The organism is Enterobacter cloacae complex sp. IR53030, assembly GCF_049238365.1.
Taxonomy (GTDB): domain Bacteria; phylum Pseudomonadota; class Gammaproteobacteria; order Enterobacterales; family Enterobacteriaceae; genus Enterobacter; species Enterobacter kobei.
This window is the reverse complement of record NZ_JBMKHA010000012.1, coordinates 20,700-43,374: the sequence shown is the minus strand read 5'-3', so window position 1 is coordinate 43,374 and position 22,675 is coordinate 20,700. Positions and strand designations below refer to the sequence as shown.

Below are 22,675 nucleotides of genomic sequence, written 5' to 3'. Positions count from 1 at the left end.
TTTTACCTCTTACGCCAGACGCGGGTTAACTTTATCTGCATCGATGTTGAATTTGGTAATTGCGTCCGCAACCACTTTCTTATCGATTTCGCCACGTTTAGCCAATTCGCCCAGTGCTGCTACAACCACGTAAGAAGCATCAACTTCGAAGTGGTGACGCAGGTTTTCGCGGCTGTCTGAACGACCGAAGCCGTCAGTACCCAGTACGCGATAATCATCAGCTGGAACGTAAGTACGAACCTGCTCAGCGAACAGTTTCATATAGTCAGTAGACGCCACCGCTGGCGCGTCGTTCATCACCTGAGCGATGTACGGAACGCGTGGAGTTTCCATTGGGTGCAGCATGTTCCAGCGCTCACAATCCTGGCCATCACGAGCCAGTTCAGTGAAGGAGGTCACGCTGTACACGTCGGAACCGACACCGTAGTCCTTCGCCAGGATCTGTGCGGCTTCACGCACGTGACGCAGGATAGAGCCGGAGCCCAGCAGCTGAACTTTACCTTTGCTACCTTCAACAGTTTCGAGTTTATAGATACCTTTACGGATACCTTCCTCGGCACCTGCTGGCATTGCCGGCATGTGGTAGTTTTCGTTCAGGGTGGTGATGTAGTAGTAAATGTTCTCTTGCGCTTCACCGTACATGCGCTGCAGACCGTCATGCATGATGACTGCCACTTCGTACGCGTAAGACGGGTCGTAAGAGATACAGTTAGGGATAGTCAGAGACTGAATGTGGCTGTGACCATCTTCGTGCTGCAGACCTTCACCGTTCAGGGTCGTACGACCAGAAGTACCACCGATCAGGAAGCCGCGAGCCTGCTGGTCGCCTGCCTGCCAGCACAGGTCACCGATACGCTGGAACCCGAACATGGAGTAGTAAATGTAGAACGGGATCATCGGCAGGTTGTTGGTGCTGTAAGAGGTCGCAGCAGCCAGCCAGGATGCGCCTGCACCCAGCTCGTTGATACCTTCCTGCAGGATCTGACCTTTCTCGTCTTCTTTATAGTAAGCAACCTGCTCACGGTCCTGCGGGGTGTACTGCTGGCCGTTCGGGCTGTAGATACCGATCTGACGGAACAGACCTTCCATACCGAAAGTACGCGCTTCGTCGGCGATGATTGGCACCAGACGATCTTTGATCGACTTGTTCTTCAGCATCACGTTCAGGGCACGAACGAAAGCGATAGTGGTAGAGATCTCTTTGTTCTGCTCTTCGAGCAACTGAGAGAAGTCTTCCAGCGCTGGCAGTTCCAGTTTCTCGGTGAAGTTAGGCTGACGAGCTGGCAGGTAGCCTTTCAGCGCCTGACGACGTTCGTGCAGGTACTTGTGCTCTTCAGAACCTTCCGGGAAGGTGATGTAAGACAGGTTTTCTACCTGCTCATCGGTCACTGGAACGTTGAAACGGTCGCGGATATAACGCACGCCGTCCATGTTCATTTTCTTAACCTGGTGAGCGATGTTTTTACCTTCTGCGGTATCACCCATGCCGTAACCTTTGATGGTATGGGCCAGGATAACAGTCGCTTTACCTTTGGTCTCACGCGCTTTTTTCAGTGCCGCGTAGATTTTCTTCGGATCGTGACCACCACGGTTCAGCGCCCAGATCTGCTCATCAGTCCAGTCTGCAACCAGTGCGGCGGTTTCAGGATATTTACCGAAGAAGTGCTCACGCACGTAGGCACCGTCTTTGGATTTGAAGGTCTGGTAGTCACCGTCAACGGTTTCGTTCATCAGCTGGATCAGTTTACCGCTGGTGTCTTTACGCAGCAGTTCGTCCCAACGGGAACCCCACATGACTTTGATTACGTTCCAGCCAGCACCCGCGAAGATGCCTTCCAGTTCGTTGATGATCTTGCCGTTACCGGTTACGGGACCATCCAGACGCTGCAGGTTACAGTTGATGATGAAGCACAGGTTGTCCAGCTTCTCACGGGTTGCGATGGTGATCGCACCTTTAGATTCTGGCTCATCCATTTCGCCGTCGCCCAGGAAGGCGTAAACGGTCTGCTCAGAGGTGTCTTTCAGACCACGGTGTTCCAGATATTTCAGGAATTTAGCCTGATAGATCGCACCGATTGGACCCAGACCCATGGATACGGTCGGGAACTGCCAGAATTCAGGCATCAGTTTAGGGTGCGGGTAAGAAGACAGACCTTTACCGTGAACTTCCTGACGGAAGTTGTTCATCTGCTCTTCAGTCAGACGACCTTCCAGGAATGCACGTGCATAGATGCCCGGAGAGATGTGGCCCTGGAAGTACACCAGATCGCCGCCGTCTTTCTCGTTCGCTGCACGGAAGAAGTGGTTAAAGCACACTTCGTAAACGGTCGCAGAAGACTGGAAGGACGCCATGTGGCCACCCAGCTCCAGATCTTTCTTGGACGCGCGCAGAACAGTCATGATGGCGTTCCAGCGGATAGCTGAACGGATACGACGTTCCAGATCCAGATTGCCCGGGTATTCCGGTTCGTCTTCAACGGCAATCGTGTTTACGTAGTTGCTAGCCCCTGCACCTGAAGCAACCTTCACGCCGCCTTTGCGGGCTTCAGAAAGCAGCTGATCAATCAGATACTGAGCGCGCTCAACACCTTCTTCACGGATGACCGATTCGATCGCCTGTAGCCAGTCGCGAGTTTCGATCGGATCCACGTCATTTTGGAGACGTTCTGACATGGGGGTATTCCTTATCTATCTAATACGTTGATTTGTCTGGAACCTGTCCCATTGTGCTCTTCGGCAAGAACACAATAAGACAGGTTCTGCGTTTAGTTGCCGCGCTCTAAAAGTACCTGGCGCTTAATCCTTTCGTTGCTGTATGCGGCGTAATGAACGTTCGCGACGCGATTGTTCACGGCTGCGGTCCAGCAAGATTTCCTCAATGAAAGCCAGGTGACGGTGCGACGCTTCGCGCGCCTGCTCCGGTTCCCCGGCCATTATCGCCTCGAATATTCGGGTGCGATGGTTGCTTACCAGTGGGAGCATCTCCCGACGGGCATACAACAATTCAAAATTCTGACGAACGTTCTGGGCCAGCATCGGCTCCATGCAGCGTAGCAGATGGAGGAGCACCACATTGTGTGCCGCTTCGGTGACGGCGATTTGATACTGGACGACGGCGCTGGACTCGGCGTCTAAATCGCCGGACTGCTGTGCCCGTTCAATGGCCTGATGCAGCTCGCGGATACGCACGCGATCTTCATCAGTGCTGCGAAGGGCGGCGTAATAGGCCGCAATACCTTCCAGCGCGTGACGGGTCTCAAGCAGGTCAAACTGGGATTCTGGGTGGTCAGAGAGAAGTTCTACCAGCGGATCGCTGAAGCTCTGCCACAGGCTGTTTTGCACAAAGGTTCCGCCGCCCTGGCGACGAAGCAGCAAGCCCTTTGCTTCGAGGCGTTGAATCGCCTCACGCAGAGAGGGACGTGAAACGTCGAACTGTTTTGCCAGTTCGCGTTCTGGCGGAAGTTTCTCACCCGGGCGCAGAGTCCCTTCGAGGATTAAAAACTCCAGCTGCTGCTCAATCACATCAGATAGTTTTGGTTGGCGAATTTTGCTGTAGGCCATATTCCCTGTCTTACGCCTTTTTGCCCGGAGTCAATTGGTCTTACCAATTTATATTTCGTATCGCTAAAGTAACAAAGTATTCACCTTCTGTCCATATTGGTTTTGATTGAAATCAGTAAACCCTGCACATTTTAACAACCTTACAGAAATAACGTTTCAGAAATGTAACTTTGCACAAATGAGTTGATTACTCCCAAAGTGGGAGTTTTAACCATAATGAAACGAGGGTTTTTGCAATCTGAAGCGATTCAACAAGGCAAATTATGAAAATTCGCCCACTTAAGGCGCATTTCTATTCTATAGGTTGGGGTAAGAAGCGAGAGCGGAGTGATTTACAAATGCTTTCTTTTTATTCAACTCGTCATCAGCCCTTCATAAAGCAGGTGCATTCACAGGCACTTACCACTATTCTGGCGCTTACGGAAGTCATCTCCGCTTTTTTCGGTTCGTTTAACCGTAAAGAAATAAATACAGAATATGGATTTTCATAATTACACACGCACAGCGTGACATAACAACCACACACGAGGTTTCAAATGGAAGCTCAACAGCACGGCGATCAGCTAAAGCGCGGGCTAAAAAACCGCCATATTCAGCTCATCGCACTGGGCGGTGCTATTGGTACCGGCCTGTTTCTGGGCAGCGCATCCGTTATCCAGTCTGCCGGTCCGGGCATTATTTTGGGTTACGCGATTGCGGGTTTCATTGCTTTTCTGATCATGCGCCAGTTAGGTGAAATGGTTGTCGAGGAGCCGGTCGCTGGCTCCTTCAGCCACTTTGCCTATAAGTACTGGGGCAGCTTTGCCGGTTTCGCCTCCGGCTGGAACTACTGGGTACTGTACGTTCTGGTTGCCATGGCCGAGCTGACTGCCGTCGGGAAGTATATTCAGTTCTGGTATCCCGACATCCCAACCTGGGTTTCTGCTGCAGCTTTCTTCGTCATTATCAACGCCATTAACCTCACCAACGTAAAAGTGTTCGGCGAGATGGAGTTCTGGTTTGCCATCATCAAAGTGATCGCCGTCGTGGCGATGATTATCTTTGGCGGCTGGCTGCTGTTCAGCGGCAACGGTGGCCCACAGGCAACCGTGCGTAACCTCTGGGAACAGGGCGGCTTCCTGCCTCACGGCATGACCGGTCTGGTGATGATGATGGCCATCATTATGTTCTCTTTCGGCGGTCTGGAACTGGTGGGTATCACCGCCGCAGAAGCCGACAACCCTGAGCAGAGCATCCCGAAAGCGACGAATCAGGTTATCTACCGAATTCTGATCTTCTATGTGGGCTCGCTGGCGGTCCTGCTCTCCCTGCTGCCATGGACGCGCGTGACTGCCGACACCAGTCCGTTTGTGCTGATTTTCCACGAACTGGGTGATACCGTCGTGGCGAACGCGCTCAATGTCGTGGTGCTGACCGCGGCGCTTTCCGTGTACAACAGCTGCGTATACTGCAACAGCCGTATGCTGTTCGGCCTGGCCCAGCAGGGCAATGCGCCGAAGATGCTGCTCAACGTTGATAAACGCGGCGTGCCGGTCAACACCATCATTGTTTCAGCCGTCGTGACGGCGCTGTGCGTGCTGATTAACTACATGGCGCCGGAATCCGCATTTGGCCTGCTAATGGCGCTGGTGGTCTCTGCACTGGTCATCAACTGGGCGATGATCAGCCTGGCGCACATCAAGTTCCGCCGCGCGAAACAGCAGCAGGGCGTGACGACGCGCTTCCCTGCCCTGCTCTATCCGCTGGGTAACTGGATCTGCCTGCTGTTTATGGCGGCCGTGCTGGTGATCATGCTGATCACGCCGGGTATGGCAATCTCCGTCTACCTGATCCCGGTCTGGATTGCCGTGCTGGGCGTTGGCTATCTCTTCAGCCAGAAAAGCCGCAAGGCCATGAAGGCCCACTAAGCCTCCTCCGCGGTACCTGCTTTTGCGGGTACCGCGCGTTGTTACCTCCCTCACACTTTCATCCCTACAGCGTTTTTATCCATATCACCGCCCTGATACTGCAACGCATATATTCGTTTGCCAGCAAATAATTCTCTCCATACCGAAACCCGGAGAGCAGTCTATGGATAACGCTAAACTGTCAGTAAAAGAAAAGATCGGCTATGGGATGGGCGATGCAGGTTGCAACATCATCTTTGGCGCCATCATGCTGTTTGTTAACTATTTTTATACCGACATATTTGGCCTCGCGCCTGCGCTGGTGGGGGTCTTACTGCTGTCGGTCCGTGTGATTGACGCCGTCACCGACCCTATCATGGGGGCAATTGCCGACCGCACCCGCAGTAAATATGGCCGTTTTCGTCCATGGCTACTGTGGATTGCCTTCCCCTACGCGCTGTTCAGTATTCTGATGTTCACCACACCGGAGTGGAGCTATAACAGCAAAGTTATCTATGCGTTTGTCACCTACTTCCTGCTCTCATTAACCTATACGGCCATCAACATCCCTTACTGCTCGTTAGGAGGGGTGATCACCAACGATCCGAAAGAGCGTGTGGCCTGCCAGTCCTACCGCTTCGTGCTGGTCGGCATCGCCACGTTGCTGCTGTCATTGACGCTGCTGCCGATGGCCGACTGGTTTGGCGGGGATAACAAAGCCAAAGGCTACCAGATGGCAATGACCGTACTGGCGCTGATTGGCACCTGCATGTTCCTGTTCTGCTTCGCCACCGTGCGCGAGCGCGTGCGCCCGGCGGTGCAGACCCACGACGAGCTGAAAAACGACCTGAAAGACGTGTGGAAAAACGACCAGTGGGTGCGCATTCTGCTCCTGACGCTCTGCAACGTCTGTCCGGGCTTTATCCGCATGGCGGCCACCATGTATTACGTCACCTGGGTGATGGGCCAGAGCACCCACTTCGCCACCGTGTTTATCAGCCTGGGGGTTATCGGCATGATGCTTGGCAGCGTGCTGGCAAAAGTGCTGACCGACCGCTGGTGTAAACTGAAGGTCTTCTTCTGGACCAATATCGTGCTGGCAATATTTTCCTGCGCCTTCTATTTCTTCGACCCGAAAGCCACCGTCACCATCGTGGTGCTCTACGTTCTGCTGAACATCCTGCACCAGATCCCGTCTCCGCTGCACTGGTCGCTGATGGCTGACGTGGATGACTACGGCGAGTGGAAAACCGGGAAACGCATCACCGGGATCAGCTTCTCCGGCAACATTTTCTTCCTGAAGCTGGGTCTGGCGATTGCCGGGGCAATGGTCGGTTTTCTGCTCTCCTGGTACGGTTACGACGCAGGCGCAAAAGCGCAAAGCGCGGAGGCCATTAACGGTATCGTACTGCTGTTTACCGTTATTCCTGGCGTTGGATACTTAATTACCGCGGGCGTTGTACGCCTGCTGAAAGTGGACCGCGAAACCATGAAGATGATCCAGTCCGATCTGGAAAAGCGCCGCGCCAACTACCGCGAGCTGAACGCTTATCAGGAACTCAAAGCCGCAGAGACAAAATAAGGAAAGTTGCATGCAAACCTGGCCAAACCCGTTTATTGAACAACGCGCCGACCCATACATTTTACATCATGAGGGGCAATACTATTTTATTGCCTCCGTGCCGGAGTACGACAGGCTGGCTATCCGCCGTGCTGACTCGCTGGAGGGCTTGCACAGCGCCGAAGAGATAGTGGTCTGGCGCAAACCCGACACCGGTCCAATGAGCCAGTTGATTTGGGCCCCAGAACTGCATCACATCGACGGGAAGTGGTATATCTATTTTGCCGCGACGCACACCCAGGCGCTTGATAGCCTCGGCATGTTCCAGCACCGAATGTTTGCGCTGGAGTGTACCGACAGCGATCCGCTCGCCGGTACGTGGGTCGAGAAGGGGCAAATAAAAACGCCATTCGACACTTTCGCCCTCGATGCCACCACCTTTGTCCATCAGGGGAAACGCTGGTATCTGTGGGCGCAAAAAGCGCCGGATATCGCCGGAAACTCCAACCTTTATCTGTGTGAAATGGAAAATCCGTGGACGCTGAAAGGCGAGCCGGTGATGCTCAGTAAACCTGAATATGACTGGGAATGCCGCGGATTTCTGGTTAATGAAGGTCCGGCGGTGCTGGTTCACGGCGACAAGCTGTTTATCAGCTACTCCGCTAGCGCCACCGATGAGAACTACTGCATGGGGTTATTGTGGATAGACCTGAATGCCGATCCGCAACAGCCGGCGAACTGGCACAAATCTGCGCGTCCGGTGTTCGTTACCAGCTACGAAAATCGTCAGTACGGCCCGGGTCACAACAGCTTTACGCAAACGCCGGAAGGGGAAGATGTGCTGGTGTATCACGCGCGGAATTACACCGAAATTGAGGGCGACCCGCTGTACGATCCGAATCGCCATACCCGACTGAAGCGTGTTCGTTGGGACGAAAGCGGGATGCCTGATTTCGGCATCCCGCCTGCGGATACGCTATAGCGTTTGCGGCACGCTGGCTTACACCAGCGTGCCGTAAATGGTCAGCAGCGCCACAACCACCACCACCACAAACGACGTTTTCTTTGCCATTGAAACCGCCGCTTTTGGCGTTTCAATCTTGTCGGTATGCGGCTCTCGCGCCAGGGAAAACTGCGCCAGACGGGTTAACACCTGATACTGCGAGGTGTGCCGGTCGCCCAGAGACGCAAACCACGCTGGCAATGCTTTTTCACCGTGGCCAATGAGCGCGTACACCACACCCACCAGACGCACCGGCAGCCAGTCGAGCACATGCAGGATGGCATCAATGCCGGAGAGCAAACGTTCATGCGGTGTCAGATAACGGGCAAGCCAGGTCTGCCAGGCACGCAGGAACGCGTACCCCATCAGCAAGACGGGTCCCACCGGGCCGCCCACCACAAACCAGAACAGCGGCGCGAGGTAGTAACGGAAGTTAATCCACAGCAGCGCATTTTGCAGCTCGCGCAGGAACTCGCGCTCGTCGCAATCCGGCGGCACGCCGTGGATCATCGTCAGTTCGCTCGCCATGGCACCGCGCGCGTGGGCATCATCGCGGGAGGCCGCTTTAAGATAAGCGTGGTAGTGCAAACGCACCTTGCCCGCACCAATGCACAGCACGCCAAGCAGGATCCACACCACCAGCAGCGGCACATTGAAAAAGAGTCCGTACAGCGCGCGCAGCAGCAGGAAGGTAATCACCATCACACCCGCCATCATAAGCAGCGTGCGCAGCATGGAAAAGTGCCTGATGCGGCGGAATAACACCTCCAGCCGGTGATCCAGATGCCAGTGCTCACCGAGCTTGAACAGACGTTCAGCGATGATAACCAGCAGCATGGTAAACAACGTCATGGTATCTCCTTATTCTGACGACGCGGTGAGCATGGCGCGAAAGCGGGGCCAGTCAAATGCCGGGCCAGGATCGGTTTTTCTCGCCGGAGCGATATCACTGTGTCCGGTAATGTTGTCGGCGATTGCCGGGTAGAGTCCGATAAGCGTACGGGTCACAGCCGCTAATTGTTGATACTGTGAGTCGGTGTAGGGCGTAGTATCCGTGCCTTCCAGCTCGATCCCAATGGAGAAATCGTTGCACCGTTCGCGCCCGTGATACATCGACACCCCGGCATGCCAGGCGCGCTTATCAAAAGGAACATACTGAACCACCTCACCATCACGACGAATCAGACAGTGAGCCGACACGCGCAAATGCGCAATCTCAGCGAAGAAAGGATGGGCATTGGGATCTATCGTTCCCGTGAATAACGCATCGATCCACGGGCCGCCAAATTCACCCGGCGGGAGACTAATATTATGAACCACCAGCAGTGTGGGCTTTTCATCCTCCGGGCGGCAATCGTGGTGCGGCGAGGGTACACGCCGCGCATCCACCAGCCATCCGTTTTCTAACAACATGCTGGAACTCCTTCTGTATGGTGCAATGACTCGGTTCAGAGTAGCATGTTTCAATATTATGATTCGTTACCAATTTGGAGTTTTATCATGCCGCCTCGCCGCTACAACCCCGACCACCGACGTGAAGCACTTCTGGAACGTATTAATATGGATATTCCGGCAAGCGTTGCCCATGCGTTAAAAGAAGACCTTGGGGGTGACGTGAATGCCGATAAAGACATTACCGCACAATTATTGCCAAAAGAGACACGTTCCCACGCGGTCATTATTACCCGTGAAGAGGGCGTTTTTTGCGGCAAGCGTTGGGTTGAAGAGGTATTTACTCAACTGGCGGGCGATGATGTGCAGGTGACCTGGCACGTTGAAGATGGTGATGCGATTACAGCCAATCAGCCGCTGTTCGAGCTGGACGGTCCCTCGCGCGTCTTGCTGACCGGCGAACGCACCGCGCTCAATTTTGTACAAACGTTCTCTGGCGTCGCCAGCGAAGTGCGTCGCTATGTTGACCTCCTGGCCGGCACCCACACTCAGCTGCTGGATACCCGCAAAACGCTGCCAGGCCTGCGCACTGCGCTGAAGTACGCGGTGCTCTGTGGGGGCGGCGCCAACCATCGACTGGGCTTATCCGATGCCTTCCTGATCAAAGAGAACCACATTATTGCGTCGGGTTCCGTGCGCCAGGCCGTTGAGAAAGCCTTCTGGCTGCACCCGGACGTCCCTGTTGAAGTGGAAGTCGAAAGCCTGGAAGAGCTGGAGCAGGCCGTTAAGGCCGGAGCCGATATCATCATGCTCGACAATTTCGAAACTGAGCAGATGCGCGAGGCGGTAAAACTGACTAACGGCCGCGCCCAGCTTGAAGTTTCCGGGAACGTCACGTTCGACACGATCCGTGAATTCGCCGAAACCGGTGTGGACTACATCTCCGTCGGCGCGCTGACCAAACACGTTCGCGCCCTTGACCTCTCCATGCGCTTCAAATAACACGCTTCCCCTCTCCGCCCGGAGAGGGGAATTTCAGTCCTGCTCGCAAATCCGTTGTTCTTCCCTGCAACACTGCATGAATTCTCTGAAGCCCCTTTCCCGTTCCCTTTTTTGCCCCTCGTTTCTCTCCTTTCGCGCTGCCAGAGTAGCGCCACTTTGCATAAGGAGCAGATATGGACAGACAACAAGGATTCACACTCATTGAGCTGATGGTGGTCATTGGCATTATTGCGATTCTGAGCGCCATCGGCGTTCCCGCCTATCAGAACTACCTGCGTAAAGCCGCCCTCACCGATATGCTGCAAACCTTCATTCCCTATCGCACTGCCATTGAGCTTTGCGCGCTCGATCACGGTGGCGTGGAGAGCTGTGACGCAGGCAGTAACGGCATCCCTTCCCCGACGACGACACGTTACGTCTCAGCAATGAAAGTGGCAAAAGGGATCGTGACCTTGACGGGTCAGGAGAGTCTCAACGGACTGACGGTGACCATGACGCCACAGTGGAATAACGGCAACGGTATGACAGGCTGGACGCGTGACTGCAACATCAGTGCTGACAGCGAGCTTAAGCAGGCCTGTGAAGACGTCTTCCGCTTCGACAATAACTGAGGGGCGGACAATGAACACAGATCAACTCGTGGCACTTTGCCTTCGCCATCATGCTCTGCTGCTCACCAGCAACAGTGACATGGTCAGCATCGCCGTCGTGGGAAGCCCCGCACCTGAACTGATGGAAGCCCTGCGCTTCGCAACGCAGAAACGGATTGATATCGAGTGCTGGAGCGCTGAACGCATGGAAAAGCATCGGCAGTTAAGCGCGCAATCGCATCTGCCTAACGTTTCGCAGGCACATTCCGCGGTGGATATCCTCAACCACACGCTGCAACAGGCGATAAACCAGCGCGCCTCCGACATCCATATTGAACCGATGGAGCACGCGTGCCAGATTCGCTTACGTATCGATGGCGTACTTTGCCCGCAACCTCCGCTTTCCGCCGCGCTGGCAACGATGCTCAGCGCCCGGTTAAAAGTGCTGGGTAATCTGGATATTGCTGAACGCCGCTTACCGCAGGATGGTCAGTTTACCATTGAGCTGACAAACGAGCCGGTCTCGTTTCGTATCGCCACGCTTCCCTGCAACGGCGGTGAGAAAATTGTGCTGCGCCTGCTGCATCAGGTTCAGCAGGCTCTTGAACCGAAAGCACTCGGCATGAGCGCTGAGCAACTGGCCTGTTTTACTGCGTCACTGCACCAGCCTCAGGGGCTGATTCTGGTTACCGGCCCCACAGGCAGCGGCAAAACCGTCACCCTCTATAGCGCGTTACAGGCGCTTAACACCCCTGACGTCAACATCTGCAGCGTAGAGGATCCCATTGAAATCCCGCTTGCGGGATTGAATCAGACGCAGATTAACCCGCGAGCGGGCCTGACATTTCAGAGCGTGCTAAGGGCGCTGCTGCGTCAGGATCCGGATATCATTATGGTCGGCGAAATTCGTGATGGCGAAACGGCAGAGATCGCTATTAATGCCGCGCAGACCGGGCACCTGGTATTGTCGACGCTGCATACCAACTCGACAACGGAAACCCTGATTCGCCTGGAGCAGATGGGCGTCGCGCGCTGGATGATCTCTTCCGCACTCTCTATGGTGATTGCCCAACGGCTGGTTCGCCGTCTTTGTCCACATTGCCGACAGCAAAACGGGGAGCATTCGGGCTTACCCCGCCCGGTTTGGCCGCGACCACTTCCCCGCTGGCAAGCCACAGGCTGCGATCGTTGCTATCACGGTTTTTACGGCCGGGTGGCGATTTTTGAAGTACTGGCAATCGACAACCCTCTGCGCCAGGCAATTGCCAGCGGGGCAGGCACCGAGGTGATAGAAGCCAGTGCCCGGCAGGCAGGGTTAATCTCGCTGTTTGAACACGGCTGTATGACCATTGAGCAAGGGCTAACCACGCTCGAAGAATTATTGCGTGTTTTGGGTATGCCCGATGGCCACTAATCACCTCTGGCGCTGGCGAGCCCTCTCCACAGAAGGAGAACCCCGAAGCGGGACACTCTGGGCCACAGACCGCAACGCGGCCTTCACCAGGCTAATGCGGAACGACCTGCATCCTCTGGCCCTCTCCCGATGCCCTCAGAGACACCGCTGGCGCCCTCATCACTGCTACGAGATGTTTCGCCAGCTCGCCACGCTGCTGCAGGCCGGACTAACGCTTGCGCATAGCCTGCAAATGCTGGCAGACCAGCATCCATCAGAACCGTGGCGGGCACTGCTGCAAAGCGTTGCCGATGAACTCAGTGAAGGGTGCCCTTTTTCTGAGGCGCTCAGGCGGTGGCCCGCGGTCTTTACCCCATTGCATATCTCAATGGTAAAAACGGGTGAGCTGACAGGGAAGCTGGAAGAGTGCTGTCGCCAGCTCGCCCAGCAACAAAAAGCGCAGCAGCAGCTCGGTCAGAAAGTGAAAAAAGCGCTGCGCTACCCGGCGATCATCCTGACGCTGGCGGTACTCGTCGTACTCGCCATGGTCACCATGGTGTTGCCCGAGTTCGCCGCAATCTACAAAACGTTTAACACTCCCCTTCCGGCGCTGACGCGGATGGTGATGGGTATATCCGCGTTTATGCAGTCCTACGCTCTCGCACTGTTCGCGGTGCTGCTTGTTCCGGTAGCCGCCGCCTGGACTCTGCGTCACACACCTCGCTGGCAACGATTTCTTCTGCATATACCTGTAATGGGGGCGCTGGCGAAAGGGCAAAAGCTGGGGCAGATCTTCACCGTACTGTCGCTCACGCAGCAGGCAGGCATTGCCTTTTTACAGGGGCTTGAGAGCGCAGAAGAGACCGTCGAAAGCCGCTACTGGCAAGGGATCCTTCGCAGAATACGCGAAGATATTGAAAAAGGGCTTCCCGTCTGGTCATCCTTTCAGAAAGCGGCAATGTTTACCCCGCTCTGTATTCAGCTTTTACGAACGGGCGAAATGTCAGGTTCATTGGACATTATGCTGGCAAACCTTGCTCGTCATCATACGGAGCAAACTTTTCAGTTGGCCGACAATCTGGCAGCACTCCTGGAGCCGTTACTACTGGTTGTCACGGGGGTCATCATCGGCACGCTAGTGGTGGCAATGTATTTGCCCATTTTCCATTTGGGGGATGCGATGAGCGCGGGATAGCCAATAGCTGGCGCACAGACATGCGCCAGCGAAAGCCATTACAAGCTATTGAAAACGCGGTTTTCCTGCTCCTGAACGCGAATAAACGTCGTACGTTTCGTCAGCTCTTTCAGACGGGAGGCACCCACGTAGGTACAGGCTGAGCGCAGGCCGCCCAGGATGTCGCGCGCGGTGTTTTCAACCGGGCCGCGCAGAGGCAGCTTCACGGTTTTGCCTTCTGCCGCACGGTATTTTGCCACACCACCAACGTGACGGGTCATTGCAGACTCAGAGCTCATACCGTAGAACAGCATGAATTTCTCACCGTTTTCTTCCACCACGGTGCCGCCGCTCTCTTCATGACCGGCCAGCATACCGCCGAGCATCACGAAGTCTGCGCCGCCGCCAAACGCCTTCGCCACATCGCCCGGCATGGTGCAACCGCCGTCACTGATGATCTGGCCGCCCAGGCCATGCGCCGCATCGGCACATTCGATAACGGCGGACAGCTGCGGATACCCAACGCCGGTTTTGACGCGCGTGGTGCATACGGAGCCCGGGCCAATGCCCACTTTCACGATGTCGGCACCGGAGAGGATCAGCTCCTCACACATTTCACCGGTCACCACGTTGCCCGCGATGATGGTTTTCGTTGGCCAGGCCTCACGCGCCTTGCTGACGAACTGCACGAAATGCTCGGAGTAACCGTTCGCCACATCAATACACACAAAATTGAGCGCCGGGTTCGCATTCAGGATCTGTTTGGTCTTCTCGAAATCGGCATCAGAGGTGCCGGTGGAGACCATCACATGCTTCACCACATCCGCAGAGGCGGATGCAACAAACGCATTCCACTCTTCCGGGCTGTAGTGTTTGTGCACTGCGGTGAGAATATCGAACTGCGCCAGGGCGGTTGCCATCCCGAAGGTGCCCACCGTATCCATATTGGCGGCGATAATCGGCACGCCAGACCAGGTCTGACCGGAATGTTTAAAGGTGAATTGACGTTCGAGTTCAACGTCTGAGCGACTTTTCAGTGTAGAGCGTTTAGGGCGGATAAGAACGTCTTTGAAACCTAACTTCAGATCTTCTTCGATACGCATGTGCGGATTCCTGGGGTTAGAGGCAAATATGTTAAAAGCACAACTCCAGTGACGCTATCATACGCACTAATACCTGCTCCGCAAGACTGCGAAATTCTCTTTTTTTACGCTACAATCCTATAAATTTACCTGGTAAAAAGCCGGTAAACAGGGCTAAACAGTGGCTGAAGCACGTTTGAAATTTAACCAACTGATTTTAATAATGAATAATTCCCAGGATTTGATTTAATGGGGTATATCGTCGCATTAACCGGCGGCATCGGTAGTGGCAAAAGTACCGTTGCGGACGCATTTTCTCGTCTGGGTATCACGATTATTGATGCCGATATCATTGCCCGTCAGGTGGTAGAGCCCAATACACTCGCGCTAAAAGCCATCGAAAACCATTTTGGTCCGGCAATTATCAGTGCAGATGGCACGCTAAATCGCCGCAAGCTACGCGAATGCATTTTTTCCGATTCTGCGGAAAAACGCTGGCTTAATGCCCTGCTCCACCCCATTATCCACCAGGAAACTCAGCGTCAAATTGCCGCAGCCCGCTCGCCGTATGTTCTGTGGGTGGTTCCGCTGCTGGTAGAGAATCAGCTGCACAATAAAGCCGATCGGGTGCTGGTCATTGATGTCTCGCCTGAAACGCAAATCCAGCGCACCGTGACGCGCGATCGTGTCTCGCGCGAACAGGCTGAACAAATTCTTGCCGCTCAGGCCACGCGCGCTCAGCGCCTTGCCGTTGCGGATGATGTTATTGATAATAACGGCGCACCAGATGCCATTGCATCGGATGTTGCCCGCCTGCATGCGCAGTATTTGGCGTTCGCCGCGCAGGCCGTTGCACAGGAAAAACCATAATGTCGACCCACATCCTTTTTGAGCATCCGCTCAACGAAAAAATGCGTACCTGGCTGCGTATCGAATTTCTGATTCAACAACTTTCACAACATTTGCCCGTCAGCGATCATGCCACTGCGTTGCACTTCTTCCGCAACGTGGGGGATCTGCTGGATGTCATTGAGCGGGGCGACGTCCGCACAGAGCTTCTGAAAGAACTGGAGCGCCAGCAGCGTAAATTACAGGCCTGGGCCGAAGTGCCGGGCGTGGATCAGAGCCGCATTGATTCACTTCGTCAGCAGCTTAAAAACAGCAGCAGTAAGCTGATGGCCGCACCTCGTGTCGGGCAATTTTTGCGAGAAGATCGCCTGATCGGCCTGGTGCGCCAGCGCCTGAGTATTCCTGGTGGCTGCTGTAGTTTCGACCTGCCAACGCTGCATATGTGGCTGCATATGCCGCAAGCACAGCGTGATGCGCAGGTGAACAGCTGGCTGGAAAGTCTCGCCCCCATGCACCAGACGCTGTCGCTAATTCTCGACCTCATCCGTAACTCGGCGCCGTTCCGCAAGCAAACCAGCCTGAACGGTTTCTATCAGGATAACGGCGATGATGCCGATCTTCTGCGTCTGAATTTATCGCTCGGCGAGCAGCTTTACCCACAGATTTCCGGGCATAAGAGTCGTTTTGCGATCCGCTTTATGCCTCTGGACAGCGAGAATGGCACCGTGCCGGAACGCCTCGATTTTGAACTGGCCTGTTGTTAAGGAGTGCCGATGTCTGAAGTGACCACCGTAAACTGCCCCACCTGCGGTAAAACCGTTGTATGGGGCGAAATGAGTCCGTTCCGTCCATTCTGCTGCAAGCGCTGTCAGTTAATTGACCTTGGAGAATGGGCGGCGGAAGAGAAACGCATTCCGAGCAAAGGCGATCTCTCGGACAGCGATGACTGGAGTGAAGAGCAGCAATAGCTTTATAGTCTGCTGGCGCTTCGCTTAGCAGGCCTACAGGTCGTCCGTCAGTCGGGATATGACGGGCGCATTTGCCGGTGGGAATTTATCGGCATCACTGGCCTGAAGCTCCACCCAGTTACCGGGTTGCCCCTCTTTTCCCCAGGGATCGCCTTCCCAGTTTTCGACCAGCCAGAACCAAAGCGTGATGTGCCTGTCCGGAAACTGGTATTCGAGCTTATCGAACAGCGTTGCGCCAACTGGCGTAATCCCTACTTCTTCCTGAAGCTCACGCACCAGCGCCTCTTCCGGCGTCTCCCCTGATTCGATTTTTCCACCGGGAAACTCCCATTTGTTCGCCATATGGGCATCGGCAGCGCGCTGGGTAATGAAGATCTGGTTTTGCGGGTTGCGAATAATCCCGACGGCAATTTGCAGTATTTTCATATTGTCACTTCCATAAAAAAGGCGCAGATATCTGCGCCTTTTCATTGTCTTATGAACTTAGCTCAGACGGCCGTGGCAGGCCTTATATTTTTTACCGGAACCACACGGGCACGGATCGTTACGACCCACTTTACGATCGCCAGTCTGCGCGGCGATCGCCGCTGCAGCTTCGCTCTCGTCAGTCTGGTGGCTCAGCTGTTGCATCTGCGCCAGACGCTCAGCTTCTTCACGACGCTGTTGTTCCATCGCTTCCACTTCTTCCGGCATACGTACCTGAACTTTGCTCAGGGTGCTGATCACTTCATACTTCAGCGACTCCAGCATAGACGCAAACATGGAGAAGGATTCACGCTTGTACTCCTGCTTTGGATCTTTCTGCGCATAGCCACGCAGGTGAATACCCTGACGCAGGTAGTCCATTGCCGCCAGGTGCTCTTTCCACAGGGAGTCCAGCGTCTGCAGCATCACACCTTTTTCGAAGTGACGCATCATCTCAGCGCCAACCACTTCTTCCTTACGCTTATAAACGTCCAGCGCGGTTTCAAAGATACGTTCGCGCAGCGTCTCTTCGTGCAGCTCAGGCTCTTTGTCCAGCCACTCTTTGATAGGCAGATCGAGGTCAAAGTCGTTCTTCAGACGTTCCTGCAGGCCTTCGATATCCCACATCTCTTCCAGAGACTGCGGTGGAATATGCCCGTCAATGGTCGCTTTGAACACATCTTCGCGAATGCTGTTGATGGTTTCGCTCACGTCGGACACGTCCAGCAGTTCGTTACGCTGGGTGTAGATCGCACGACGCTGATCGTTCGCGACGTCATCATACTCCAGCAGCTGCTTACGAATATCAAAGTTGCGGCTTTCCACTTTACGCTGCGCATTGGCAATCGCTTTGGTGACCCACGGGTGCTCGATGGCTTCGCCTGGTTTCATGCCAAGTTTACGCATCATGCCGGACACGCGGTCGGAGGCGAAAATACGCATCAGCGCATCTTCCATAGACAGGTAGAAGCGAGAAGAACCGGCATCCCCCTGACGGCCCGCACGGCCACGCAGCTGGTTGTCGATACGACGAGATTCGTGACGCTCGGTACCAATAATGTGCAAACCACCGGAAGCCAGAACCGCGTCGTGACGTACCTGCCAGTCGGCTTTGATTTGTGCAATCTGTTCTGGCGTTGGGTTTTCCAGCTCAGCAACCTCAGCCTGCCAGCTACCGCCCAGCATAATATCGGTACCACGACCCGCCATGTTGGTAGCGATGGTCACGGCAGCCGGATAACCCGCCTGAGCAACGATATCCGCTTCTTTAGCATGGAACTTGGCGTTCAGAACGTTGTGTTTAATGCCTGCTTTCGTCAGCTCATTGGAAACCACTTCAGATTTCTCGATGGAGATGGTCCCCACCAGAACCGGCTGCCCATTGGCAGTACGGTCGCGAATATCTTCGATGATTGCCTGAATTTTTTCCGCTTCGGTCATGTACACCAGGTCCGGCATATCCTTACGGATCATTGGACGGTTGGTTGGAACGACAACGGTATCCAGCTTGTAGATGGAACTGAATTCAAACGCTTCGGTATCAGCAGTACCGGTCATGCCCGCCAGCTTCTCGTACAGACGGAAGTAGTTCTGGAAGGTGATGGACGCCAGGGTCTGGTTTTCATTCTGAATATCCACACCTTCTTTGGCTTCCACAGCCTGGTGCAGACCGTCAGACCAGCGACGTCCCTGCATGGTACGGCCGGTGTGCTCATCGACGATGATGACTTCGCCGTCTTTCACAATGTAGTCGACGTCACGGGTGAACAGCGCGTGGGCGCGCAGTGCAGCCGTTACGTGGTGCATCAGCATGATGTTGCTCGGAGAGTACAGGGACTCCCCCTCTTCCATAATGCCTTCAGCGACCAGCAGCTCTTCAATTTTCACCAGACCGCGCTCGGTCAGGTTCACCTGGCGCGCTTTTTCATCAACGGAGAAGTGACCTTCACCCTGGAAGGTGTCGGAGTCTTCTTTCTCCTGACGCAGCAGGTGCGGAATGATTTTGTCGACTTTGCGGTACATCTCAGAGCTGTCTTCGGCAGGGCCGGAGATGATCAGCGGGGTACGCGCTTCATCGATCAGGATGGAGTCCACCTCATCCACCAGCGCGTAGTGCAGTTTACGCTGGACGCGCTCTTCAGGGCTGAAGGCCATGTTGTCACGCAGGTAGTCGAAGCCGTATTCGTTGTTGGTGCCGTAGGTGATGTCCGCGTTATACGCTTCACGCTTGGCTGGCGCAGGCAGGCCGGACATGTTGATGCCGACCGTCATGCCGAGGAATTCGAACAGTGGACGGTTGTTTTCGGCGTCACGCTGGGCCAGATAGTCGTTGACGGTAACCACGTGAACGCCTTTACCGGTCAGCGCGTTCAGGTAAGCCGGCAGCGTTGCGGTCAGGGTTTTACCTTCACCAGTACGCATTTCCGCGATGCAGCGCTCGTTAAGCACCATACCACCCAGCAGCTGAACGTCGAAGTGACGCATGCCAAACACACGTTTACTCGCTTCACGCACTACGGCGAAGGCTTCCGGGATCAGGCTTTCTAAGGTTTCCCCTTTTTCCAGACGCGCGCGGAATTCCACGGTTTTTGCTTTCAGCTCGTCATCGGAGAGCTTCTCCATCGCCGGTTCCATACCGTTGATGACAGCGACAGCTTTGCGCATACGGCGCAGTGTACGATCGTTACGACTACCAAAAACTTTAGTTAATAATTTGATTAGCATAATAAATTCTCAAACGCCCCATCGTGGGCAGATAAATTAAGGTATTGAAAAAGTTAATTTAGCTGAGGCGTTGCGGCCCGGCGCGGATGCCGTGGGCCTGGCTAATCCAGGTTGATACAGAGAATGAGACTGGCGGAGTGAGCACAGTTTGCGCCGTCTGGCGAACCATGACCGGCGGCTGGCCGTCCTGCGTGAGCAACGCGTTGAGCGTATCCAGCAGGGCAAGGTGCTGTGCCTGTACCGGCAACGTCTCTTCGGCAACAGGCATTGTCTGCGGCGCCATCGCAAATGACAGATGACGAATGACCGTGCGGATAGCGTGCTGGTGCCAGTAATCAACGGAGAAATTCGGGCGACGACTGGCTTCAAGCCACGCGAGGTTAGTAAAGTTAACCCGCGTGTTGAGATCGTGTTTGGTTGTGGAGGTTTTCGCTGGCGTCGCCGCTTCGGCACTGTTGCTGAGCGCAGGCAAGCCGAGACTCGCCGCGACCATCCCCAATAAGAGATGCGGCCAGAAGTATCGTCTGCCAAATTGTCGCCAGCGCGTCAGTATTACGCTCACTTGCTCCACCACATAAGCCCGCCAGTTACAGGCTAAATTCAGTTATTTTTTTTAAGCGCCCAGATATTACCACTAATGCCGCTACACAACAGCAGGAATGAGGCATCGTTGCAGGGAAAAACGGTCAAGAATGCAGCTAACGCACACATTTTCTGCGCAAGACAAACAAGAGAGAATGCTGAGGCAAACGAAGACGGGTAAAAATAAAAACGACTGGTCTTCCTGGTCGGAGAGAGTACCAGGTTAACCAGTCGATTTTTTACGAAACGGTGTGAACCGTTAAGCCAGAACCGTGCTTGGTGCTTTGAAGGCCAGCGGCAGTTCCGCTTCGTCTTCAAAGGTCACATATTCCCAGGCTTCCTGTTTTGCCAGGACTGCCTGCAACAGTTTGTTGTTCAGTGCATGACCGGATTTAAACGCGGTGAATGCACCAATGATGTTATGACCACACATAAACAGGTCGCCGATCGCATCCAGCATTTTGTGACGCACGAATTCGTCTTCAAAACGCAGGCCGTCTTCGTTCAGTACGCGATAATCGTCAACAACGATGGCACAATCGAAGCTGCCGCCCAGGCACAAGCCGCGGGACTGCAGATATTCGATATCACGCATGAAGCCAAACGTACGTGCGCGGCTAATCTGGCGCATAAACGCATCAGCAGAGAAGTTCATCGCATAGCGTTGGGTGCTGGCATCAATCGCCGGATGGTTAAAGTCGATGGTAAAGTCCAACGAGAAACCATTGTACGGTTTGAATTCAGCCCACTTGTCGCCATCTTCGACACGAACGGTCTCTTTGATGCGAACAAATTTCTTCGCGCAGTTCAGTTCTTCGATGCCGGCATCCAGCAACAGATAAACGAACGGAGCAGCACTGCCATCCATAATCGGGATTTCTGGCGCATCGACTTCAACCATAATGTTGTCGATACCCAGACCCGCCAGGGCGGCGTTCAAGTGCTCTACGGTAGAAATCCGCACGTCATGCTCGTTCACCAGACAAGTACAGAGCATAGTATCACGCACAGATTTGGCATCGGCCGGAAAATCTACCGGTGGATTCAAGTCGGTGCGACGATAGATGACCCCGGTATTGGCCGGCGCAGGGCGTAACGTCAGTGTGACTTTCTTGCCGGTATGTAAACCGACACCCGTCGCCTGAACGATACGTTTAAGTGTCCTTTGTTTGATCATCGTATAATCTCGCCAAATTAACTATCCAACCGAAAGTGTATATCACTAACGGTGGGCCAGTTTAGCACAAAGAGCGCAAATCCCCAAATTCCAGCCAATTCTTAGTCAGCTTGCTTACGCAGGAACGCCGGGATATCCAGATAATCTGGCTCTTTCGCCGTTTGCGGCGTTGGGTCGTTCACCACTTTCGCGGCCGGTTTCTGCTCTTGAGTCAGAGGAGACATACCGTGCTGCTGGTAACGATCCATTACCGGTTGCTGAGTCTGTTTGTTGGTCACCAGGGTGATCTCAGGACGCTTATCCATACCGATACCGGTGGCAACAACAGTTACACGCAGCTCGTCGTTCATTTCCGGGTCGAGAGACGTACCAATTACCACGGTGGCATTGTCAGAGGCGAACGCACGGATAGTGTTACCCACGGTTTCGAACTCATCCAGACGCAGGTCAAAGCCAGCGGTAATGTTGACCAGCACGCCGCGCGCACCAGACAGGTCGATATCTTCCAGCAGTGGAGAAGAGATAGCCATTTCAGCCGCTTCTTCTGCACGGTCTTCACCGCTTGCCACGCCAGAGCCCATCATCGCGTAGCCCATTTCGGACATCACGGTACGAACGTCTGCAAAGTCAACGTTCATCAGGCCAGGACGGGTAATCAGTTCGGCGATACCCTGAACCGCGCCTTTCAGCACGTCGTTTGCCGCGCCGAAGGCGTCCAGCAGGGAGATACCGCGACCCAGAACTTTCAACAGTTTGTCGTTCGGGATGGTGATCAGTGAGTCCACATGCTTGGACAGTTCGGTGATACCCTGCTCCGCGAAAGCCATACGCTTCTTGCCTTCAAAGTTGAAAGGCTTGGTCACGACAGCAACGGTCAGGATACCTAAATCTTTAGCGACTTCTGCGACAACAGGTGCTGCACCGGTACCCGTACCGCCGCCCATACCTGCTGCGATGAAGACCATGTCCGCACCTTCCAGTGCAGCACGCAGGGCTTCACGATCTTCTTCAGCCGCGTTGCGACCGACTTCCGGGTTTGCCCCAGCGCCCAGCCCTTTGGTGATGCCACCGCCGATCTGGATAGTCTGGCCAACTGCTGTTTTACGCAGTGCCTGCGCATCGGTGTTAACTGCAAAGAATTCAACACCTTCAATGCGTTCACGCACCATATGCTCTACGGCGTTACCGCCGCCGCCACCGACGCCGATGACTTTAATCACCGCGTCGTTGGTCAGTTCCATAGGTTCAAACATAATTTCTCTCTCC

The 22,675-nt window shown here is 54.5% G+C and carries 21 protein-coding genes; 11 read left to right on the top strand and 10 right to left on the bottom strand.

Features of this window, described 5'->3' with window-relative positions:
- Positions 1–9: 9 nt before the first annotated feature.
- Positions 10–2,673, bottom strand: a complete 2,664-nt coding sequence (gene aceE, locus ACOTXR_RS13610) for a pyruvate dehydrogenase (acetyl-transferring), homodimeric type (RefSeq protein WP_014882566.1) — start codon at positions 2,671–2,673, stop codon at positions 10–12.
- Positions 2,674–2,796: 123 nt separating this feature from the next.
- Positions 2,797–3,561: a pyruvate dehydrogenase complex transcriptional repressor PdhR gene (pdhR, locus tag ACOTXR_RS13605; RefSeq protein WP_014882565.1), complete on the bottom strand. Its 765-nt coding sequence runs from the start codon at positions 3,559–3,561 to the stop codon at positions 2,797–2,799.
- 263 nt (positions 3,562–3,824) lie between these two features.
- Between pdhR and ACOTXR_RS13600 the strand changes: the two genes are divergently transcribed.
- The 4 genes from ACOTXR_RS13600 (at position 3,825) to ACOTXR_RS13585 (ending at position 7,990) form a co-directional block, all read left to right on the top strand.
- Positions 3,825–4,052 carry a hypothetical protein gene (locus ACOTXR_RS13600; RefSeq protein WP_078309342.1) on the top strand — a complete coding sequence of 76 codons (228 nt, stop codon included), beginning with the start codon at positions 3,825–3,827 and terminating at the stop codon, positions 4,050–4,052.
- A 45-nt stretch (positions 4,053–4,097) separates the two neighbouring features.
- Positions 4,098–5,468 carry an aromatic amino acid transporter AroP gene (aroP, locus tag ACOTXR_RS13595; RefSeq protein ID WP_032637496.1) on the top strand — a complete coding sequence of 457 codons (1,371 nt, stop codon included), beginning with the start codon at positions 4,098–4,100 and terminating at the stop codon, positions 5,466–5,468.
- 163 nt (positions 5,469–5,631) lie between these two features.
- Positions 5,632–7,029: a glycoside-pentoside-hexuronide (GPH):cation symporter gene (locus ACOTXR_RS13590; RefSeq protein ID WP_014882563.1), complete on the top strand. Its 1,398-nt coding sequence runs from the start codon at positions 5,632–5,634 to the stop codon at positions 7,027–7,029.
- 10 nt (positions 7,030–7,039) lie between these two features.
- The gene (locus ACOTXR_RS13585) at positions 7,040–7,990 is read left to right on the top strand and encodes a family 43 glycosylhydrolase (protein WP_050862975.1); all 951 of its coding nucleotides are present in this window, start codon (positions 7,040–7,042) and stop codon (positions 7,988–7,990) included.
- 18 nt (positions 7,991–8,008) lie between these two features.
- Here ACOTXR_RS13585 and ampE read toward each other — a convergent pair whose 3' ends face one another.
- Positions 8,009–8,863: a beta-lactamase regulator AmpE gene (ampE, locus tag ACOTXR_RS13580; protein WP_023332090.1), complete on the bottom strand. Its 855-nt coding sequence runs from the start codon at positions 8,861–8,863 to the stop codon at positions 8,009–8,011.
- Between the two features lie 9 nt (positions 8,864–8,872).
- The gene (gene ampD, locus ACOTXR_RS13575) at positions 8,873–9,424 is read right to left on the bottom strand and encodes a 1,6-anhydro-N-acetylmuramyl-L-alanine amidase AmpD (protein ID WP_023332089.1); all 552 of its coding nucleotides are present in this window, start codon (positions 9,422–9,424) and stop codon (positions 8,873–8,875) included.
- Positions 9,425–9,511: 87 nt separating this feature from the next.
- Here ampD and nadC point away from each other — a divergent pair, with 87 nt between their 5' ends.
- The 4 genes from nadC to hofC all read left to right on the top strand — a co-directional run bounded on the left by nadC (position 9,512) and on the right by hofC (position 13,583).
- Entirely contained in the window at positions 9,512–10,405 is an 894-nt protein-coding gene (gene nadC / locus ACOTXR_RS13570; protein WP_058690733.1) for a carboxylating nicotinate-nucleotide diphosphorylase, read from the top strand.
- A gap of 173 nt (positions 10,406–10,578) precedes the next feature.
- Complete coding sequence (gene ppdD / locus ACOTXR_RS13565; RefSeq protein ID WP_058690732.1) at positions 10,579–11,016, top strand: prepilin peptidase-dependent pilin; 438 nt, start codon at positions 10,579–10,581, stop codon at positions 11,014–11,016.
- A gap of 10 nt (positions 11,017–11,026) precedes the next feature.
- Positions 11,027–12,409, top strand: coding sequence for a type II secretion system protein GspE (gene gspE / locus ACOTXR_RS13560; RefSeq protein WP_058690731.1), 1,383 nt, complete (start codon positions 11,027–11,029; stop codon positions 12,407–12,409).
- Positions 12,399–13,583 (top strand): protein transport protein HofC, encoded by a 1,185-nt coding sequence (hofC, locus tag ACOTXR_RS13555; protein WP_058690730.1) that lies wholly within the window; start codon positions 12,399–12,401, stop codon positions 13,581–13,583. Before gspE ends, hofC begins: the two co-directional genes overlap by 11 nt.
- 38 nt (positions 13,584–13,621) lie before the next feature.
- Here hofC and ACOTXR_RS13550 read toward each other — a convergent pair whose 3' ends face one another.
- The gene (locus tag ACOTXR_RS13550) at positions 13,622–14,665 is read right to left on the bottom strand and encodes a GMP reductase (RefSeq protein ID WP_014882555.1); all 1,044 of its coding nucleotides are present in this window, start codon (positions 14,663–14,665) and stop codon (positions 13,622–13,624) included.
- A 228-nt stretch (positions 14,666–14,893) separates the two neighbouring features.
- On the opposite strand from ACOTXR_RS13550, the gene coaE reads away from it, so the two are divergent.
- The 3 genes from coaE to yacG are packed head-to-tail and all read left to right on the top strand — an operon-like array spanning position 14,894 to position 16,461.
- On the top strand, positions 14,894–15,514 hold the full coding sequence (coaE, locus tag ACOTXR_RS13545) for a dephospho-CoA kinase (RefSeq protein WP_058690728.1): 621 nt from the start codon (positions 14,894–14,896) through the stop codon (positions 15,512–15,514).
- The gene (zapD, locus tag ACOTXR_RS13540; protein WP_058690727.1) at positions 15,514–16,257 is read left to right on the top strand and encodes a cell division protein ZapD; all 744 of its coding nucleotides are present in this window, start codon (positions 15,514–15,516) and stop codon (positions 16,255–16,257) included. The genes coaE and zapD overlap by 1 nt, the downstream gene beginning before the upstream one ends.
- A gap of 9 nt (positions 16,258–16,266) precedes the next feature.
- Positions 16,267–16,461 carry a DNA gyrase inhibitor YacG gene (gene yacG / locus ACOTXR_RS13535; RefSeq protein ID WP_014882552.1) on the top strand — a complete coding sequence of 65 codons (195 nt, stop codon included), beginning with the start codon at positions 16,267–16,269 and terminating at the stop codon, positions 16,459–16,461.
- A 33-nt stretch (positions 16,462–16,494) separates the two neighbouring features.
- Here the strand turns inward: yacG and mutT are convergent, their stop codons facing one another.
- The 5 genes from mutT to ftsZ all read right to left on the bottom strand — a co-directional run bounded on the left by mutT (position 16,495) and on the right by ftsZ (position 22,662).
- A complete protein-coding gene (gene mutT / locus ACOTXR_RS13530) occupies positions 16,495–16,887 on the bottom strand; it encodes an 8-oxo-dGTP diphosphatase MutT (protein ID WP_014882551.1) in 393 nt (130 codons plus the stop codon).
- 57 nt (positions 16,888–16,944) lie between these two features.
- Positions 16,945–19,650, bottom strand: coding sequence for a preprotein translocase subunit SecA (gene secA / locus ACOTXR_RS13525; protein ID WP_014882550.1), 2,706 nt, complete (start codon positions 19,648–19,650; stop codon positions 16,945–16,947).
- A 58-nt stretch (positions 19,651–19,708) separates the two neighbouring features.
- Positions 19,709–20,212 (bottom strand): secA translation cis-regulator SecM, encoded by a 504-nt coding sequence (secM, locus tag ACOTXR_RS13520; RefSeq protein ID WP_072205379.1) that lies wholly within the window; start codon positions 20,210–20,212, stop codon positions 19,709–19,711.
- Positions 20,213–20,491: 279 nt separating this feature from the next.
- Entirely contained in the window at positions 20,492–21,409 is a 918-nt protein-coding gene (gene lpxC, locus ACOTXR_RS13515; RefSeq protein ID WP_014882548.1) for a UDP-3-O-acyl-N-acetylglucosamine deacetylase, read from the bottom strand.
- A gap of 101 nt (positions 21,410–21,510) precedes the next feature.
- A complete protein-coding gene (gene ftsZ, locus ACOTXR_RS13510) occupies positions 21,511–22,662 on the bottom strand; it encodes a cell division protein FtsZ (RefSeq protein ID WP_008501978.1) in 1,152 nt (383 codons plus the stop codon).
- Positions 22,663–22,675 lie beyond the last annotated feature (13 nt).